The organism is Nonomuraea sp. NPDC050394 (assembly GCF_044459065.1).
Lineage (GTDB): Bacteria > Actinomycetota > Actinomycetes > Streptosporangiales > Streptosporangiaceae > Nonomuraea.
Genome location: NZ_JBITIO010000024.1, coordinates 14,302 through 31,440 on the forward strand (window position 1 = coordinate 14,302; position 17,139 = coordinate 31,440).

General features: G+C 70.5%; 15 protein-coding genes. 9 read left to right on the forward strand and 6 right to left on the reverse strand.

The genetic code is table 11. The annotated features are described in order from the left end of the window. Window positions 1-132 precede the first annotated feature (132 nt). Entirely contained in the window at window positions 133-1,248 is a 1,116-nt protein-coding gene (ald, locus tag ACIBKY_RS50290) for an alanine dehydrogenase (protein WP_397108974.1), read from the forward strand. A gap of 2 nt (window positions 1,249-1,250) precedes the next feature. Here ald and ACIBKY_RS50295 read toward each other — a convergent pair whose 3' ends face one another. Further along, window positions 1,251-1,955: a DUF3105 domain-containing protein gene (locus ACIBKY_RS50295; RefSeq protein WP_397108976.1), complete on the reverse strand. Its 705-nt coding sequence runs from the start codon at window positions 1,953-1,955 to the stop codon at window positions 1,251-1,253. A gap of 117 nt (window positions 1,956-2,072) precedes the next feature. On the opposite strand from ACIBKY_RS50295, the gene ACIBKY_RS50300 reads away from it, so the two are divergent. Next, the gene (locus ACIBKY_RS50300; RefSeq protein WP_397108978.1) at window positions 2,073-2,681 is read left to right on the forward strand and encodes a DUF305 domain-containing protein; all 609 of its coding nucleotides are present in this window, start codon (window positions 2,073-2,075) and stop codon (window positions 2,679-2,681) included. Continuing rightward, window positions 2,678-4,072 carry a phytoene desaturase family protein gene (locus ACIBKY_RS50305; RefSeq protein WP_397108980.1) on the forward strand — a complete coding sequence of 465 codons (1,395 nt, stop codon included), beginning with the start codon at window positions 2,678-2,680 and terminating at the stop codon, window positions 4,070-4,072. The genes ACIBKY_RS50300 and ACIBKY_RS50305 overlap by 4 nt, the downstream gene beginning before the upstream one ends. 4 nt (window positions 4,073-4,076) lie before the next feature. Here the strand turns inward: ACIBKY_RS50305 and ACIBKY_RS50310 are convergent, their stop codons facing one another. The 3 genes from ACIBKY_RS50310 to ACIBKY_RS50320 are packed head-to-tail and all read right to left on the reverse strand — an operon-like array spanning window position 4,077 to window position 7,809. After that, window positions 4,077-5,126 (reverse strand): threonine aldolase family protein, encoded by a 1,050-nt coding sequence (locus tag ACIBKY_RS50310; RefSeq protein ID WP_397108982.1) that lies wholly within the window; start codon window positions 5,124-5,126, stop codon window positions 4,077-4,079. Next, window positions 5,123-5,752, reverse strand: coding sequence for an SDR family NAD(P)-dependent oxidoreductase (locus tag ACIBKY_RS50315; protein ID WP_397108984.1), 630 nt, complete (start codon window positions 5,750-5,752; stop codon window positions 5,123-5,125). Before ACIBKY_RS50315 ends, ACIBKY_RS50310 begins: the two co-directional genes overlap by 4 nt. After that, entirely contained in the window at window positions 5,749-7,809 is a 2,061-nt protein-coding gene (locus ACIBKY_RS50320) for a DUF6421 family protein (RefSeq protein ID WP_397108986.1), read from the reverse strand. The genes ACIBKY_RS50315 and ACIBKY_RS50320 overlap by 4 nt, the downstream gene beginning before the upstream one ends. A gap of 364 nt (window positions 7,810-8,173) precedes the next feature. Here ACIBKY_RS50320 and ACIBKY_RS50325 point away from each other — a divergent pair, with 364 nt between their 5' ends. Continuing rightward, window positions 8,174-9,400, forward strand: coding sequence for a serine hydrolase domain-containing protein (locus ACIBKY_RS50325; RefSeq protein ID WP_397109146.1), 1,227 nt, complete (start codon window positions 8,174-8,176; stop codon window positions 9,398-9,400). Between the two features lie 282 nt (window positions 9,401-9,682). Beyond that, a complete protein-coding gene (locus ACIBKY_RS50330; RefSeq protein ID WP_397108988.1) occupies window positions 9,683-10,321 on the forward strand; it encodes a hypothetical protein in 639 nt (212 codons plus the stop codon). Window positions 10,322-10,440: 119 nt separating this feature from the next. Here the strand turns inward: ACIBKY_RS50330 and ACIBKY_RS50335 are convergent, their stop codons facing one another. Next, the gene (locus ACIBKY_RS50335; protein ID WP_397109148.1) at window positions 10,441-11,322 is read right to left on the reverse strand and encodes a helix-turn-helix domain-containing protein; all 882 of its coding nucleotides are present in this window, start codon (window positions 11,320-11,322) and stop codon (window positions 10,441-10,443) included. 343 nt (window positions 11,323-11,665) lie between these two features. Here ACIBKY_RS50335 and ACIBKY_RS50340 point away from each other — a divergent pair, with 343 nt between their 5' ends. The 3 genes from ACIBKY_RS50340 to ACIBKY_RS50350 are packed head-to-tail and all read left to right on the forward strand — an operon-like array spanning window position 11,666 to window position 15,433. Then, window positions 11,666-12,157 carry a (2Fe-2S)-binding protein gene (locus ACIBKY_RS50340; RefSeq protein WP_397108990.1) on the forward strand — a complete coding sequence of 164 codons (492 nt, stop codon included), beginning with the start codon at window positions 11,666-11,668 and terminating at the stop codon, window positions 12,155-12,157. Continuing rightward, window positions 12,144-13,145, forward strand: coding sequence for an FAD binding domain-containing protein (locus tag ACIBKY_RS50345; protein ID WP_397108992.1), 1,002 nt, complete (start codon window positions 12,144-12,146; stop codon window positions 13,143-13,145). The genes ACIBKY_RS50340 and ACIBKY_RS50345 overlap by 14 nt, the downstream gene beginning before the upstream one ends. Continuing rightward, entirely contained in the window at window positions 13,142-15,433 is a 2,292-nt protein-coding gene (locus ACIBKY_RS50350; protein ID WP_397108994.1) for a xanthine dehydrogenase family protein molybdopterin-binding subunit, read from the forward strand. The genes ACIBKY_RS50345 and ACIBKY_RS50350 overlap by 4 nt, the downstream gene beginning before the upstream one ends. A gap of 319 nt (window positions 15,434-15,752) precedes the next feature. Here the strand turns inward: ACIBKY_RS50350 and ACIBKY_RS50355 are convergent, their stop codons facing one another. Further along, a complete protein-coding gene (locus tag ACIBKY_RS50355; RefSeq protein ID WP_397108996.1) occupies window positions 15,753-16,436 on the reverse strand; it encodes a winged helix-turn-helix transcriptional regulator in 684 nt (227 codons plus the stop codon). Window positions 16,437-16,477: 41 nt separating this feature from the next. Between ACIBKY_RS50355 and ACIBKY_RS50360 the strand changes: the two genes are divergently transcribed. After that, window positions 16,478-16,897, forward strand: a complete 420-nt coding sequence (locus ACIBKY_RS50360) for a DUF1761 domain-containing protein (RefSeq protein WP_397108998.1) — start codon at window positions 16,478-16,480, stop codon at window positions 16,895-16,897. Window positions 16,898-17,139 lie beyond the last annotated feature (242 nt).

The window sequence follows — 17,139 nt, forward strand, 5'->3', positions numbered from 1 at the left end:
CTTATCGAGGACAAGCCGGACCGGGGTAATCAGCCGGAATTTCTCCACTTTCCACCATGGTGTGAGGAAGAATGGAAGAACAATTACAGATTGTCGATAGTTCTGTTTGACTGGCGAGTCGAGAGTGGTCTCATGAAGGTCGGAGTACCCCGCGAGATCAAGAACAACGAGTTCCGCGTGGCTCTCACCCCCGCGGGCGTCCACGAACTCGTTCGGCACGGCCACCAGGTCCTCGTCGAGCGGGACGCGGGCACGGGCTCGGCGATCCCCGACGCCGACTTCGCCGCCGCCGGCGCGCTCATCCTGGACGGCGCGGACGCCGTCTGGGCCGAGGCGGACCTGGTCATGAAGGTCAAGGAGCCGGTGGCCGAGGAGTATCACCGGATGCGCAAGGGCCAGGTGCTGTTCACGTACCTGCACCTGGCGGCTTCCGAGCCCTGCACCCGCGCGATGCTGGAGTCGGGCGTGACCGGCGTCGCCTACGAGACCGTGCAGACCGCGAACGGCGCGCTGCCGCTGCTGGCCCCGATGTCCGAGGTGGCCGGACGGCTCGCGCCCCAGGTGGGCGCCTACCAACTGATGCGCTCCGAGGGCGGCAGAGGCGTGCTCATGGGCGGCGTGCCCGGCGTCCGGGCGGCGAACGTCGTGGTGATCGGCGCCGGCGTCTCCGGGATGAACGCGGCCGCCATCGCGCTCGGCATGCAGGCCGAGGTGCTGCTGCTGGACCGCAACATCGACAAGCTGCGCCAGGCCGACGCCATCTACCAGGGCCACTGCCAGACGGTCGCCTCGAACACGCTGGAGGTCGAGCTCGCGGTGCTGGAGGCCGACCTGGTCATCGGGGCGGTCCTGGTGCCGGGGGCGAGGGCGCCGAAGCTGGTCTCCAACGACCTCGTACGCAGGATGAAGCCCGGCTCGGTGCTCGTGGACATCTCCATCGACCAGGGCGGCTGCTTCGAGGACTCGCGGCCGACCACCCACGCCGAGCCCACCTACCGGGTCCACGACTCGATCTTCTACTGCGTGGCCAACATGCCCGGCGCGGTGCCGCACACCTCCACGTACGCGCTGACGAACGTGACCCTCCCCTATGCCCTGGCCATCGCCGACCTGGGCTGGGCGCGGGCCCTGCGCGACGACCCCGCGCTGGCGCACGGCCTCAGCACACACGAAGGGCACCTCACCAGCCGGCCCGTGGCCGAGGCGCACGGGCTGGAGTGGGTGCCCATCGAGGTCGTGCTCGGCTAGCCCTACTGGTTGGACGACGACGGCGTCGGAGCCGGGCTGCCGGTCGGCTGCTGCTGCTGCGGCTCGGGCGGCAGCGGCTGCTGGTCCGCGGTCGTGGTGATCGCGTCGGCGCCACCGCAGGTCGCGCCCGGCTCGGGGGTGTCCTTGCCGTTCTGGTACTTCTTGATGAACGCGGGCAGCTTCTCGTCCGCCGCCTTGTCCAGCTTCAGCTGGTGGCCCCAGGAGGAGGCCACGATCGGCGCGGGCAGGTTCGCGAACGGGCTGACGAGCATGTACTCGATGTTGCCCGTCTCACTGGCGACCTTCTTCAGCGCGTCGACCTCGGCCTTGGGCAGATCGGGCCGGTAGGTGATCCAGACCGCGCCGTGCTCCAGCGAGTGCACCGCGTGCTCGGGGTGGATGGGCTTGTCGTAGATGTCGCACTTCTGCCAGTAGTTGTTGTGCTCGCCGCCCACGGGCGGGGTCTCCTTGTAGGAGACCGCCTTCCACACGTGCTGCCCGGCCTCGTACTTGACGCTGGTGACGGCGTCGAGGGAGCTGGCCCTGGACTGATTGATCAGGTAGAAGCCGACCACGCCGACGAGCAGCACGATGACCGCGCCACCCGCTCCCCACATGAGGAACGCGGTGCGGCGCTCCTTACGCCTCTGCGCGGCCCGCATCTTCTCCAGATGCTCGCGCCGCGCCTGCGCTTTCTCCTTCGTCATCGCGATTTTCCTCCATCGGCATGCCAACTGCGGGTCACCCTATGCCCTACGGGCGTATATGGAGAATAAGAAGCTTAACGACGAGCTCACGCCGGCCCTGGGTACGCTGGAAGCGACATGAACAAGCTCATCGCCGTCGCCGCGGTCGCCCTCGCGGCCATTGCCGCATTTCTGCTCTTCGGCAGGGGAGGCACTCCTTCGGAGACCTCGCCGGAGGCCGGGTTCGCCCGTGACATGGCCACCCACCACGCGCAGGCGGTGGAGATGTCGTTCACGATCAGGGACAAGGGCCCCGCCCCCGAGGTCAGGAACCTGGCCTTCGACATCATCAACACCCAGGCGAACCAGCGCGGCATGTTCCTCGGCTGGCTGCAGCAGTGGGATCTCGGCCAGACGACCGACCTGCGGCCGATGGCGTGGATGAGCGGCCACGGGCACGGCGGTCAGCCGGTGAAGGCGGGCGTGATGCCCGGCATGGCCTCGCGCGAGGAACTCGGCAAGCTCAAGGAGCTGTCGGGCAAAGAGGCCGAGGTGCAGTTCCTGCAGCTGATGATCCGCCACCACGAGGGCGGGGTGCAGATGGCCAGAGGACTGCTGCCGCTGTCGCAGCGCGACGAGGTGACCGGCATGGCGCAGAAGATCATCGACGGCCAGAACGGCGAGATCACGTTGATGACCGAGATGCTCCGGCATCGCGGGGCGCAGCCGCTGCCGTCCATCTTGTGACCTACGACGCCGCGGTGGTCGGTTCTGGGCCCAACGGGCTCGTGGCCGCGATCACCCTGGCCGCCGCCGGACGCCGGGTGCTGCTGCTGGAGGCGGCCGGCGGGTTCGGGGGCGCGCTGCGTTCGGCCGAGCTGACGCTGCCCGGCCGCGTCCACGACGTGGGCGCCACGGTGCTGGCCATGGCGCTGGTCTCGCCGGCCTTCCGTGCGCTCGGGCTGACCACGCTCGCGCCGTTCGCGCAGCCTCAGATCGCCGTGGCCCATCCGCTGGACGACCGGCCGGCCGCGCTGGTTCATCGCGACGCCGGCCGTACCGCGGAAGGGCTGGGGCGGGACGCGGCGGCGTGGCGCGCGTCGGTCGGGGCGGCGGCCCGCGCGGGCGCGCCGCTCGTGGAGACGCTGCTGTCGCCGCTCTCGCCGCCCAGGGCTCCGGTGGCGGCGGCGCGGTTCGGGCTGCTCGGGGCGCTGCCCGCGACCGTGCTCGGGCGCGCGCTGTTCCGGACCGTCGAGGGGCGGGCGCTGCTGGCGGGCATGGCCGCGCACTCGGTGCTGGACCTGCGTTCGCCGATCACGAGCGGGTACGGCATGCTGCTCGCTGCCAGCGCGCACATGGTGGGCTGGCCGCTGGTCAGAGGCGGTTCCCAGGTGCTGGCCGACGCGCTGGTGGAGCGGCTGAGGCGGCTCGGCGGCACCACGGTGAGCGGCCACCGGGTACACGACCTGCGCGAGCTGGACGCCCCGATCGTGATGCTGGACGTGACGCCCCGGCAGTTCCTGCGGATGGCCGAGCTGCCCACCGGCTACCGCGACCGGCTGCGGCGCTTCCGGTACGGGCCCGGCGTGTTCAAGATGGACTGGGCGCTCGACGGTCCCGTGCCCTGGCGTGACCCGGAGGTGGCGCGGGCGGGCACCGTCCACCTGGGCGGCACGCTGGAGGAGATCGCGCTGAGCGAGGCCGAGGTGTCGGCGGGCCGCCACTCGCCGCGGCCGTACGTGCTGCTGGTGCAGCCGTACGCGGCCGACGCCACGCGGGGCGGGCACACGCTGTGGGCCTACTGCCATGTGCCGCGCGGCTCGGCGGCCGACATGAGCGCCGCGATCGAGGGGCAGATCGAACGGTTCGCGCCCGGCTTCCGTGAGCGGGTCCTGGCCCGGCACACGATGAACACCGCCGACCTGGAACGGTTCGACCCGAACCTGGTCGGCGGCGACATCAACGGCGGCACCGGCTCCCTCGGCCAGTTCGTGAAACGGCCCGTGTGGTCACCGGCGCCGTGGCGCACGCCGCTGCCCGGCGTCTACCTGTGCTCCTCCTCCACCCCGCCCGGCGGAGGGGCGCACGGCATGGGCGGCTACCACGCCGCCCGCCTGGCGCTGCGCGAGCACCCCTGACGGCTCAGGCCGACATCTCCTCGCGTACGGCGGCGGCGAAGGTGTCCACGTCGGCCTCGGTGGTGTCGAAGGCGCACATCCAGCGCACCTCGCCGATCGCCGGGTTCCAGGTGTAGAAGCGGAAGCGCTTCTGCAACCGCTCCGTCACCTCCGGCGGCAGGATGGCGAAGACCGCGTTGGCCTCCACCGGCCTGGGCACCTCGACGCCGGGGATGTCGCGTACGGCCTCGGCCAGGCGGCGGCCCATGGCATTGGCCCGCCGGGCGTTGCGCAGCCACAGGTCGCCGCCGAGCAGCGCCTCGAACTGGGCCGAGACGAACCGCATCTTCGACGACAACTGCATGTACGTCTTGCGGATGTAGTCGACTCCGCGGGCGGCATCCGGGTTGAGCACGACGACGGCCTCGCCGTACAGCAGCCCGATCTTCGTGCCACCGAAGGAGAGCACGTCCACGCCCGCGTCGGTGGTCAGCGCGCGCAGGGGCACGTCCAGCGCGGCGGCGGCGTTGGTGAGGCGGGAGCCGTCCAGGTGGACCTTCAGGCCCCGCTCGTGGGCGTGCTCGCAGATCGCGGTGATCTCCGCGGGGGTGTAGACGGTGCCGAGCTCGGTGGTGTTGGAGATCGACACGACGCCGGGCTGGGCGCGGTGCACGTCCCCGAAGCCCCACGCCTGGGTGTCGATCAGTTCCGGGGTGAGCTTGCCGTCCGGGGTGGGGACGGTGAACAGCTTGATGCCGCCCGCCACCTCGGGCGCGCCGCCCTCGTCGGTGTGGATGTGGGCGGTGTCGGCGCAGATCACCGCCTGCCAGGTGTCGAGCATGGCGCGCAGCGACACCACGTTGGCGGCGGTGCCGTTGAAGACCGGGTAGGTCTGGGCCCGCTCGCCGAAGTGCCGCTGGAAGACGCCCTGGAGGGCCTCGGTGTAGACGTCCTCGCCGTAGGAGATCTGGTGGCCGCCGTTGGCGCGGGCGATGGCCTCCAGGATCTCCGGGTGGACGCCCGCGTAGTTGTCGCTCGCGAACGCCTTCAGCTCTGGGTCGTGCCGGGGATTCACGCGGTGAGGTCCAATCGGGTGCCGTTGATCTGCGCTGCCGGGCGCTCGTAGAGGCCGCCGATGGCCTCGGCGAGGGTACGCACGTCGGTGAAGCCGTTGAACGCGGCCTCCGGCTTGGCGGCCCGCATGGAGTCGTTGACCAGCGCCTTCACCACCAGGATGACGGCGGCCGCGTTGGTGTCCCTGAGCGCGTCGGCCAGCGATCTGGTCCACGCCTCCGAGGCGGCCTTGGCCGCGGCGTAGCAGGCGCCGCCCGCGGTGGGCGACTCGGCCGCCTTGGCGGAGACGATCGCGAACCGGCCGTTGCCGCTCTTGCGCAGCAGCGGCTCGAAGGCCAGCGTGACGTGCTGGAGGGTGCGCACGAGCAGGTCGTGCAGCAGGTTCCAGTCGTCCAGGTCGGTGTCGGCGAACGTCTTTCCGCCGCGCCAGCCGCCCACGAGGTGCACCACCCCGTCGACGCGGCCGTGCTCGATGTCGATGCGCTCGGCCAGCGCCTGTACGGCGGCGCGGTCCAGCAGGTCGACGTCATCCTTGTCCACGCCGACGACGGTGTGGCCGTGCTTTTCGAAGTACTCGGCGACCGCCTGGCCGGTGGGCCCGGCGGCGCCGGTGATGAGGATGATCATGCGCGGATCCCCTTGGTGCTCTCGACGACGTCTGCGAGCTTACGGCGCAGCGCCTCGTAGAACATGCTCAGGGGGAACTCGTCGGACAGCACCGCGTCCACCTTGGCCTTCTGCTCCTCCGGCAGCGCCTGGATGCCCTTGGCCCAGGTCGAGGCGGGGTTCGGCTCCACGTAGGCGCTGACCAGGTCGTACGCGGCCAGCCAGTGCGCGATCTTGGACCGGTCGATGCTGTCGCGGTAGAGCTTCTCCACCTCTCCGCGCAGGTCGGCGACGCCGTCGGCGACCCGCTCCCAGTCGATCGTGAGCCGGTTGTCGGTCCAGCGCACGACGTCGTTGCGGTGCAGGTACGCGAAGAGCAGTTGGCCGCCGAGCCCGTCGTAGTTGCGCACCCGCTCGCCGGTGATCGGGAAGCGGAACAGCCGGTCGAACAGGATCGCGTGCTGCACGTAGCGGGCGTGCGGCACCCCGTCCTTCTCCAGCTTCACCGCCTCGCCGAACGCGGTCAGGTCGCAGCGCAGTTCCTCCAGCGAGTAGAGCCAGTACGGCATCCGCTGCTTGATCATGAACGGGTCGAACGGCAGGTCACCGTGGCTGTGGGTACGGTCGTGGATCAGGTCCCACATGACGAACGTGTCCTGGGCGAGCTGCTGGGAGGCCAGCAGCCGGGCGGCGTCCGGGGGCAGGGCCAGCTTGAGCGTGGTGGCGGCGGCGCCGGAGACCGCGCGGAACCTGGCCGCCTCGCGGTCGGCGAAGATGCCGCCCCAGGTGAAGCGCTGCGGCGCCTGCCGCACGGCCACCGTCTCGGGGAACAGCACGGCCGAGTGGGTGTCGTAGCCCGAGGTGAAGTCCTCGAAGGCGATCGGCACGAACATCGGGTTGTCGTAGCCGCCGGCCTCCAGCCTGGCCAGCCAGTCGGGCCAGATCGTCCGGATCCAGACGGCCTCGACGTTGCGGTTGGGGTTGCCGTTCTGCGTGTACATCGGGAACACCACCAGGTGCTCCAGCCCGTCCACGCGCTGGGTGTCGGGGTGGAAGAGCTCCAGCGACCCGAGGAAGTCGGGGACGCCGAGGTCCTGCTCCGACCACTGGCGCAGGTCTGCCTGAACCGCCTGAAGGTAGGCGGCGTCGTGGGGGAAGTGCGCCGACATCTCGCCGACCTGCCGGGCGATCGAGCCGACCAGTTCCTTGGCCCGCTCCTTCTCCTCCGGCACCGAGCCGTCCTTGACCTGCAGCGGGCGCAGCTCCTCGACCGTGGCCTTGAGCCTGGCGAACCCGGCCGCCTTGGCCTCGTCCGCGCCCGTTCCCGCCCGGTCGTCATCTGGTACGCGCGCGGCCCAGGTGACCACGTTGCCCCAGAGGCGGCGGTGGTCGTAGTCCTCGATGGAGTCGTCGCCGAACAGGTCGGAGTCGGCGAAGACGACCACGCGGCCCTTGCCGTACGCGCGCGCCACGGCCAGCGGGGCGCCGGCGGGGGTGGCGGACGGCGAGGACGCGAACAGGACGGTGGCCCCGTCGGCGGCCAGGACGCCCGACCGGTAGAAGCAGGCCGTGCCGACGCCCGCGAGCAGGCCGTCCGAGGTGTTCTTCGCGGCCAGGACCCAGGTGGCGACGTCCCGGTGGGCGTTCTTGGGGTCGCGGACCGTGGTGTGCCCGACGGCCACGCCGAAGCGGGCGAGCAGGTCGTTGAGGTTGTTGCCGTACTTGTCCTGCTCCTCCTCGGCCAGCACGACCAGGCCGCCGCCGTCCTGGACGTAGGCGGCGATGGCGTCCAGCTCGGCGGCGGAGAAGACCGGGCTGCCGTGGCCGGTGGTGCGCTCCCAGCGCTCACCCGACGGGTGCGCGATGACCAGGACGTCCTGGTCCTGGAGCGTTCCCGCGTCGAGGGCGCCGGTGGTGTGGGCGCTGACCGTGTGCCCAAGGTGTCGCAGCTGAGCGGCGGCGCGCGCGTAGCTGTTGTCGTCGGGGTGGCCGGGGTTCATCGCCTCGGCGACGTCACGCCGGATGGTCCATGACTCGCTGTGGGCCTCGTCGAAGAGCACCTTGGGGAAGGACTTCATGAAATATCTCCTGCCAAAGTCACCTATTGACGGAAAATATACACGAAGGGTGGGGGTGCAACGCTAGTCCCTTCATGATCTGAGGGTGTGCACCGAAGACGTCGATGCTGGTGGCGACGCCGGCCCGGAGCCGTGAGGCCGCGACCGTCAGCCACTTCGCCCCTCTATGCCATGCTTATGGGCTGTTTGGGGGCTATGACCCCTTCTGTGGCTGCGAGCAGCGGCGTGTCAGCGGCCGTGTCAGTGCGGCGACGGCGCCGCGTCAAGATGGTCGGCGATCGTCTCCTCCATGAACAGCGCGGCGGTCGCGGCCTCCGGGGTCCGGCGCGCGGCGCATCGAACACTGAGATCAAGGAGATCGATGATGGAACACGGCAAGAGCGGCTTCTCCGAGGCGGGCCTGCGGCGGGTGCGTGGGGTGCTGGAGCGGCATGTCGAGTCGGGGAAGATTCCCGGGCTGGTCGCCCTGGTCAGCCGTGGCGAAGAGACGCACGTCGAGACGGCCGGGACGATGCGTCATGACGGCGGCGCGCCGATGCGCCGGGACACGATCTTCCGGATGGCCTCCACGTCCAAGCCGGTCACGATCGCGGCGGCGATGGTCCTGCTGGACGAGTGCCGGCTGCGGCTCGACGACCTGGTCCAGGAGTGGCTGCCGGAGCTGGCCGACCGGCAGGTGCTCAAGAGCATCGACAGCCAGCTGGACGACACCGTGCCGGCCCGGCGGCCGATCACCGTCCGCGACGTGCTCACCTCCACCTTCGGGCTCGGCATGGACATGACCGTCCTGGGCACCCCGATCATGGGCGCGATCTTCGAGCGGGGGCTCACGCCCAACCTGCCGACGCCGGTGCCCGAGCAGGACGAGTGGATGCGCCGCCTGGGCGAACTTCCGCTCATGCACCAGCCCGGCGCGCGCTGGCAGTACCAGATCAGCAGCGACCTCGTCGGCGTGCTCGTCTCCCGGGTCACCGGGCGGTCGTTCGAGGACTTCCTGCGCGAGCGCGTCTTCGAGCCGCTGGGCATGAAGGACACCGGCTTCCACGTGCCCGCCGACCGGATCGACCGGCTGCCGACCCTGTACGCCCCCGACCCGCAGACCGGCGAGTTCCAGGTGTGGGACGAGGCCAAGGGCGGACGCTGGAGCGAGCCGCCGGCGTTCCAGGGCGGCGGTGGCGGCCTGGTCTCCACCGCCGACGACTTCCACGCCTACTTCCGCATGCTGCTCAACGGCGGCACGCACGACGGCCGGCGCATTCTGTCGCGGCCCGCCGTACAGCTGATGACCACCAACAGCCTCGCCCCCGAGCAGCAGGCGGCCAGGCACGCCATGGCCACCGAGAACGTCCACATCTCCTTCGGCCAGGGCCAGCAGGGCGGCTGGGGCTACGGCATGGCCGTGCGCACCCACCGCAGCGACTACGCCCCCGTCGGCCAGTTCGGCTGGGACGGCGGCAGCGGCACCTCCACCTACGCCGACCCGGAGACCGGCATCACCGGCATCCTGCTCACCCAGGTCGGCTACACCGTCCCGGCCCCGGCACGGCTGATGACCGACTTCTGGACCACCCTCTACCAGGCCATCGACTAACCCACTGAGGAGCTGGGCTCCCCTCGCGGGGGAAGCCCAGCTCCCCGGGTTCCGTGCTCGCGCGCTTTCCGGGTTTCCCGCCCGTTGCCCCGATCCGTGGCCGGCCAGGAGTCTCTTCATCCCGGGCGGCGGTTGGCGGGCCGCTCAACCACGTCGGACCCCTCGCGGAAGCCTGGCCGGTGTGCTACCTCCGGTCCGCGGTCCGGCCTCGGCCGGTCATCCGTACACCCGCTCCATGGCCGGGTCGCGGGGAGCCTTGACGGACACTAACGTCTGTTTGTTATGAAACGAGTGTTACTGGTGGCATCGGTGCTCATGCTCGCGGCGAGCGCCTGTACGGACGCCACCAAGGAGGCTTCGCCCAGCAGCTCACAGGCCGCCCCGAAGCCGGCCACGAAGTTCACCACCGTCGCCGACGGGTGCGAGCTGCTCGATCGGGAGACCATCGCCAAGCACCTCCCCTCGACGTCCTGCTCGCTCAAGCTCCAGGACAACTCGCGGACCCAGAACGGCGATGGCGAGCCCATCCTGGACAGACGGGGGCGCTACGAACCCACGGGCTCCGCCGGCAAGAGCGGATTCCACGCCGTCGCCGAGGTCGGCCTGAAACTCAACCTGGACACCTACGCCGACAACCAGAAGTCGGCGGCCATGGGGAATTCCCGTGCAGGCTCCAGCGACCGCCCGGTCGCCGGGGTCGGCGACCGGGCGCACCTCTACTACCAGGCAGGAACCGAGGCGTCGGACGATCTCACCATGACCACCGGAGTGCTCGTGTCCAGCTGGGGCAACGCCTCCCTCACGGTCTACTACTGGCACTACCAGGCCGCCACCATCGGCAACGGCGCCGGCCTCAGCGAGCAGAAGATGGCCAAGGCTCTCATCGCCATCACCCGGGACGTCTACGACGACCTGAGCTAGAGCTTGCTTGTGCGGAGCCTGATCGGGCGCCATGTCCAGAACCAGACGAGCCTCTCTGTCACCGGACACCTTTGGCTGATGATCAACTCGCCATGAATGGGAGACGAGTGTGGTGCCGGCTACATGTGGGACGGGGGGTGGCCGGGGGTTTCGGTATCTGCCGGCGCCTGCCGGGGCGGGTGCGTGGCGAGGGTGGCGAGGCGGGTGCCGCTGCTGGGGTCGGCGGGGGTGAGGACGACCAGGTACTGGTCGGGGTCCTGCATGACGGTCAGGACCTGCCAGTGCAGGTGGATCTCGCCTGCGGTGGGGTGGTGCAGGCGTTTACGGCCGATGGCGTTCCTGGCGACCTGGTGGGTGGTCCACCAGTGCTGGAAGTGGGGTTCGTTGCGGCTGAGGTCGTCGATGAGGGTGGCGAGGCGTTCGTCGGTGGGGTAGCGGCTGGCGTCCATGCGCAGGAAGGCGATGCATTCGCCGACGGTGCGTTCCCAGTCGATGAGGCGTTCGCGCATGTTCGGGTCGAGGATGGCCAGGCGCAGGTAGTTGCGCCGGGCGGGCGCGACGGCACCGAAGTCGGTCAGCAGGTCGGCGGCCAGCGGGTTCCAGGCGAGCACGTCCATGAAGCGGCCGAGCACGAGGGCCGGGATGGCCGTCAGGGACGTCAGCAGGACCTGGACCGGCGCGGGCACGCTCTGGCGGCGATGCGGGCGACGCCGCGCGGGGGCGTGGCCGGCCAGCAGCCGCAGGTAGTCGCGCTGGTCGGCGTCCAGCAGCAGCGCGGTGGCCAGCGCGTCCAGGACGCGGCCGGAGGGGGCGGGCAGGCGGCCCTGTTCGAGGCGGGTGTAGTAGTCGCTGCTGATGCCCGCCCGGCCCGCGACCTCCTCGCGGCGTAGTCCGGGGACCCGGCGTGGGTGATCGGCGGTGTGCAGACCCACGTCCTGTGGCGCGAGCTCGGCGCGGCGGGCGCGCAGGAACGCGGCGAACTCGCGCCGCTGCTGGTTCATCGGTTCCACATCTCTCACTCTGGCAGATACGGCACCTGTCCTGACCTGGGAGGACATTTCATTCCTAGGAAGGATGCTCCCTTCCTCCCCGGCCGCGTACGAGGCCACCATGGAAAGCCAGGAGCTGGAGCCCGTTGCGATTCGGCACCAGGAGTCGCGCGCAGGTGCCGGTGCCGCGACGGCGGCTCGTGTTCCGGTTCGGGGTGAGCCACGAGGGGCACCACCTCAAGGGGGAACACATACGGTCACGACCGTCACACACCGTTGTTACGGCGGCCGGTATCACGAATCTGCGGTTTCGCCTTATGCCACAGCTGATCATCAGAGGGTGGGGGATGTGCCCATGCCGGACGACATCACACTGCGGGTCAACGACGTCGAGCGAAGGTTGAGCGTCGATCCGCGCGCCACGCTGCTGGACGTGCTGCGCGAGCAGCTCGACCTGGGCGGAACCAAGAAGGGCTGCGATCAGGGCCAGTGCGGGGCGTGCACGGTGCACGCCGACGGGCTCCGCGTGCTGGCCTGCCTGACGCTGGCCTGCCAGGCCGAAGGCCGGGACATCACCACGATCGAGGGCCTGGCCGGCCCGGACGGGAGCCTGCATCCGGTGCAGGCGGCGTTCGTCGAGCACGACGCCTTCCAGTGCGGCTACTGCACGCCCGGTCAGATCATGTCCGCGGTGGCGTGCATCCGGGAGGGCAACGCCGGCTCGGACGCGGAGGTGCGCGAGTTCATGAGCGGCAACCTGTGCCGGTGCGGCGCCTACCCGCACATCGTCGCCGCCGTACGCCAGGCCGCCGGGCAGGAAAGGAAGGCCGATCATGCGCGCGCTTGACTACACCCGGGCCACTGGATTCGAGGCGGCGATCGAGATCCTGCGCGAGGATCCAGCCGCCGAACCGCTGGGCGGCGGCACCACGCTGGTCGACTTGATGAAGTGCGGAGTGGTCCAGCCCTCCCGCCTGGTCGACCTCACGCACGTGCCCGGGCATCGTGCCATCTCGGTGGATGCGTCGGCGTTGCGGATCGGCGCGCTGGCCACGATGAGCGAGGTGGCCGTGCATCCGGACGTACGGCGGCGCTGGCCGGCCGTATCCGAGGCACTGCTGAAAGGCGCCTCGCAGCAACTGCGCAACATGGCGAGGATCGGCGGGAACCTGATGCAGCGCACCCGCTGCGGCTACTTCCGCGACCCGAGCTTCGCCGCGTGCAACAAACGCGACCCCGGCTCGGGCTGCGCCGCCATGGAAGGCGAGAACCGCGGCCACGCGATCCTGGGCACCAGCGACGACTGCATCGCGATGTTCCCCGGAGACCTGCCCGTCGCGCTGCTGGCCTTCGACGCGATCGTGCACGTACTGGGGCCGGACGGCCCTCGGAGCATCCCGATCGATGACTTCTACCTGCTGCCCGGCGAAACCCCGTGGCGCGAGCACCCGCTGGAGCGCGGCGAGCTCATCGTCGGTGTGGAGGTGCCCGCCTCACCCGCCGCGGCGTCCTCGCACTACCTGAAGGTGCGCGACCGGGTCAGCTACGAGTTCGCCGCCGCCTCGGCCGCCGTCGGGCTGGAGGTGGCCGCCGACGGCACCATCACCGATGCCCGCGTGGCACTCGGCGGGGTGGCGACCAAACCCTGGCGTGAGCCCGCCGTGGAGGCCGAGCTCATCGGGCGGCCCGCCACGCCGGAGACGTTCCGGCGGGCCGGCGCGCTGGCCGCCGCCGGCGCCCGGCCGCGTGCGCACAACGGCTACAAGGTCGAGCTGGCCCGCCGTACCGTCACCCGAGCTTTGACCGAGCTGACGGAAGAAGGGACGCGACGATGAGCATCGACGAGAGGCCGATCGAGCTGGCCCCCGGTTCGCCGATCGGGCGGCCCACCAGCCGCCGCGACGCCCGCGACAAGGTCACCGGGGCCGCGCGCTACGTGGCGGAGTTCCGTCCGGAGGGGATGCTGCACGCGGTCCTGGTGACCAGTACGGTGCCCGCCGGCACGATCAGCGCCATCGACACCACGCGGGCGGAGGCCATGCCGGGCGTGCGTCTGGTGCTCACCCACCACAACTCCGCCACGCTGGCGCCGCCGCCGCTGTATCCGTTCGGCGCGGCGTTCCAGAGCCTGCTGCCGCTGCAGGACGACAAGATCCGCTTCAGCGGGCAGGCGGTCGGCCTGGTCGTCGCCGACACCATCGAGCAGGCCACCGACGCGGCGGCCCGGGTCCGGGTCGACTACCACACCGCCGCGTTCGTCCCCGGCGCCTCCGCCCCGGGCGCCACCTCCTACGGGGCCGAGGACTGCGGACAGATCGCCGAGGCCGTCCCCAACTACGCCCGCGGCGACGCCGAAGCCGCGCTGGCCGCCGCGCCCGTCACGCTGGATCTGACCTACACCACCCCGCGCCAGTACCACTGCGCGATGGAACTGCACTCCACCACCGCCCGCTGGGAAGACGACGGCACGCTGACCGTGTGGGAACCCACCCAGTGGACCGCCGGAACCCAGACCGTCTTCGCCGCCTGGTTCAAGCTGACCCTGGAGCAGGTGCACGTCATCTCCCCCTACGTCGGCGGCGGATTCGGCTCCAAGTGCGGCTCACACCCGCACGCCGCGCTGGCCGCCATGGCCGCCCGCGAACTGGGAGCGCCGGTCCAGCTTGTACTGACCCGGCCCCAGCACTTCACCTGCGTCTCACCGCGCCCCGCCACCAGCAACCGGGTGCGCCTGGGCGCCGAGCGGGACGGCAAACTGACCGCGCTCACCTACGACAGCGTCAACGAGGTCTCCACCGACAACTTGTACGTCGAGCCGTCCGGCGGCCTGGCCACCCTGTACTACGACGTGCCCCACGTGCGGGTGGACTACCGGTTCGTGCCCGTCAACGCGGTCAGCCCGGCCAGCATGCGCGCCCCCGGCGAGGCCGTCGGCAGCTTCGCGCTGGAATCGGCCATGGACGAACTCGCCGCCGCCCTCGGCCTGGACCCGATCGAACTGCGGCTGCGCAACTACACCGAACACGACCCCGCCACCGGCAAACCCTGGTCCGGCAAGAATCTGCGCCGAGCCTACGAGGCCGGCGCGCGGGCGTTCGGCTGGCACGATCGCGATCCCCGGCCCGGCAGCATGCGCCGCGGCAGCGAACAGATCGGCTGGGGCATGGCCGGGGGGTCCTTCCCCACCTACGTCCACCCGTGCGCCGCCACGGTGCGCGTGCAGGCCGACGGCGGCGTGGAAGTCGTCAGCGGCGGCAGCGACCTGGGCACCGGCACCTACACCCTGCTCGCCCAGACCGTCGCCGACGTGTTCGGCGTCGACACCGACACGGTGCGGGTACGGCTCGGCGACAGCAGCTACCCCTATGCCGCGTGCAGCGGCGGATCGATGCTGGCCGGCTCCCTGTCCCCGGTCGTGCACCAGGCCGCGACCATAGCCCGCGACGAACTCCTCACCCTCGCCGCAGCCCTGACCGGCACCAACGCAGGCGACCTCGAAGTCAGCGGCGGCCGCGTCCGGCAGACCGCCCAGCCCGGCACCGGACTGAGCCTGGCCGAGGTTCTCGACAGATCCGGCCGTACGGTCGTCGAGGGCGCCTACGACACCTTCACCGGAGTCTCCGCCGAAGATCAGGCGAAGTTCCACGGCACCCTCGGGCTGATCCGGATGCCCACGGCCGGGCCGTACTCGGTGTACTCCTGGAGCGCGGTCTTCGCCGAGGTCGCCGTCGACGAAGATCTCGGCACGATCCGGCTCAAGCGGCTGGTCGGCGCCTACGACTGCGGCCGTGTCCTCAACCCGACCACCGCGCGCAGCCAGCTCATGGGCGCCATGGTCATGGCCACCGGCGCCGCCCTGCTCGAAGCCGGCGTCGTCGACCCGGCTATGGGCCGCCTGGCCAACCCGAACCTGGCCGAGTACATGCTGCCCGTCAACGCCGACATCCCCGACATCGAGGTGCTGTTCGTCGGCGAACCCGACCCGCACGCCAACCCGCTCGGCTCACGCGGCATCGGCGAGATGGGCATGACCGCCACCATCGCCGCCATCGCCAACGCCGTCTGCCACGCCACCGGCAAACGGGTCCGCGACCTGCCCATCCTCATGGAGAAGATGCTCTGAACCCCTGCCGATGGCCGGGTTCGCCACACCAGCCCGCCCCGGACCGGGACCATCCACACGCGCCGGGCCGATGGCCGGGCTTGCCACACCAGCCCGCCCCGGACCGGAACCACCCACACGCGCCGGGCCGATGGCCGGGCTTGCCACACCAGCCCGCCCCGGACCGGGACCACCCACACGCTCGCCGGCCGCCAACGGCGGGCACACGAGCCTGACCCGGCCTGGACGGGGACCAACCCCACACCCACCGACCCCCAACGGCGGGCACACGAGCCTGGCCTGGTCTGCTCTGGTCCGGTCTGGCCGAAGGAGGAAGCACCTACAACCCGGCCATCGGTGACGGGGTCACCGTGGTCTCCCGCCCCGGAGGGAATGCCTTGCCAAGGATTTCCCTGTCGCCTCGGACGGCCCCCAGGGAAAGAGCCTGGTCGATCGTGAGCCCACCGGCGGCGAGCCCGATGACGACCTCGGGCGCGGCGGTGAAGACCGTGTCCGGCCGCGGATCGGGCTGGATGATCGCGCTGGGGCCGTGCTCATCGATGCGCAGGACCATGAGGAATCCGTCCGTCTCGATGCCGAGCTCCACCGGAGGAGTCGCGGTGATTCCCCGGAGCAGGCCGGGGAGGGCGAGCGCCAGCCAGCGCGGCTGGAACGCATCGCCGTCCTGCCCTGTCATCACCAGCGGCGCGCCCCATCGGCCGAGCGCCTCCATCGGCTCGCGGAGCCCCGCGCCCCAGGGCGTGAGCGCGTAGACGACACCCGCCTCTTCCAGGCGGCGCTCGATGATGCCATGCGACTCCAGAGCCCGCAGCCGCTCCGCCAGGAGGTTGGTCGCGATCCCCGCGAGCGAGGTCTTGAGCTCGGTGTAGCGCATCGGGCCGGGGAGCAGTTCGCGCACGATCAGGAGGGTCCAGCGCTCGCCCACGAGGTCCAGGGCGCGCGCGAGGGCGCAGAACTGCCCGTAGGAGCGAGGTTTTCTCGGCGCTTGCTTGATATTGTCCATCGTGGTTGATTATATCAACTTCGCCGAATGAAGGGATCCACATGGAGATGAGCATCAGCTGGCCGGCCGTGGTGGCCGCGATCGTGGCCGGGACGGCGATCGCCTGGGTGTGGTACGCCGATTGGGGACTCTTCGGCACCATCTGGCGGAAGCTGACCGGAGTATCCAAGGAGGATTCGGAGCGGGCCGGCAAGCGCCCGTTCGCCGTCCTCCTGGCGTCGATCCTCGTCACGGCGGTGGTGCTGGCCGCCGCGTGCTCCATCGTGTCGGCCCTCTTCGGCAGCGACCCGCTCTGGCTCGACGCGGCCGTAGGATTCGCGACCTGGCTCGGGTTCTCGCTGACAACCCTCACGCAGCACAACGCCTTCGAGCAGAAGCCGGCACAGCTCACCGTGATCAACAGCGCGTATCAGCTGACGTTGTTCCTGGGCATGGCCCTCGCCATCGGGTTGCTGCAGTAGCGCTGGCGAGCGCCCGTGGGCCAGCCTTCCTCGATGGAGCCAAGAAGGGCGAATTCGACTTCTAGCCTGAACCGCCAGTGGTGACCCACCACACGCTCACACGAATGAGTTCGCCACACCACTGCGGCGAAAGCCAGGCGGTGCGGATCATTTCAGGGCTTCCTATAGCGCTCCATCTGGTCGGGTGGGATCCAGCCTCCCGGCCACCGAGCGGGGCAGCGGGTGGGATGCCCGGAAGGCGC

Excerpts from the sequence above, each read along its gene's own strand:
- ACIBKY_RS50350 (WP_397108994.1), top strand. The coding sequence starts at position 13,142 with ATGAGCATCGACGAGAGGCCGATCGAGCTGGCCCCCGGTTCGCCGATC.
- ald (WP_397108974.1), top strand. The coding sequence starts at position 133 with ATGAAGGTCGGAGTACCCCGCGAGATCAAGAACAACGAGTTCCGCGTG.
- ACIBKY_RS50315 (WP_397108984.1), bottom strand. The coding sequence starts at position 5,752 with ATGATCATCCTCATCACCGGCGCCGCCGGGCCCACCGGCCAGGCGGTC.
- ACIBKY_RS50355 (WP_397108996.1), bottom strand. The coding sequence starts at position 16,436 with ATGGACAATATCAAGCAAGCGCCGAGAAAACCTCGCTCCTACGGGCAG.
- ACIBKY_RS50325 (WP_397109146.1), top strand. The coding sequence starts at position 8,174 with ATGGAACACGGCAAGAGCGGCTTCTCCGAGGCGGGCCTGCGGCGGGTG.
- ACIBKY_RS50345 (WP_397108992.1), top strand. The coding sequence starts at position 12,144 with ATGCGCGCGCTTGACTACACCCGGGCCACTGGATTCGAGGCGGCGATC.
- ACIBKY_RS50330 (WP_397108988.1), top strand. The coding sequence starts at position 9,683 with ATGAAACGAGTGTTACTGGTGGCATCGGTGCTCATGCTCGCGGCGAGC.
- ACIBKY_RS50320 (WP_397108986.1), bottom strand. The coding sequence starts at position 7,809 with ATGAAGTCCTTCCCCAAGGTGCTCTTCGACGAGGCCCACAGCGAGTCA.
- ACIBKY_RS50340 (WP_397108990.1), top strand. The coding sequence starts at position 11,666 with ATGCCGGACGACATCACACTGCGGGTCAACGACGTCGAGCGAAGGTTG.
- ACIBKY_RS50300 (WP_397108978.1), top strand. The coding sequence starts at position 2,073 with ATGAACAAGCTCATCGCCGTCGCCGCGGTCGCCCTCGCGGCCATTGCC.
- ACIBKY_RS50335 (WP_397109148.1), bottom strand. The coding sequence starts at position 11,322 with ATGAACCAGCAGCGGCGCGAGTTCGCCGCGTTCCTGCGCGCCCGCCGC.
- ACIBKY_RS50295 (WP_397108976.1), bottom strand. The coding sequence starts at position 1,955 with ATGACGAAGGAGAAAGCGCAGGCGCGGCGCGAGCATCTGGAGAAGATG.
- ACIBKY_RS50360 (WP_397108998.1), top strand. The coding sequence starts at position 16,478 with ATGGAGATGAGCATCAGCTGGCCGGCCGTGGTGGCCGCGATCGTGGCC.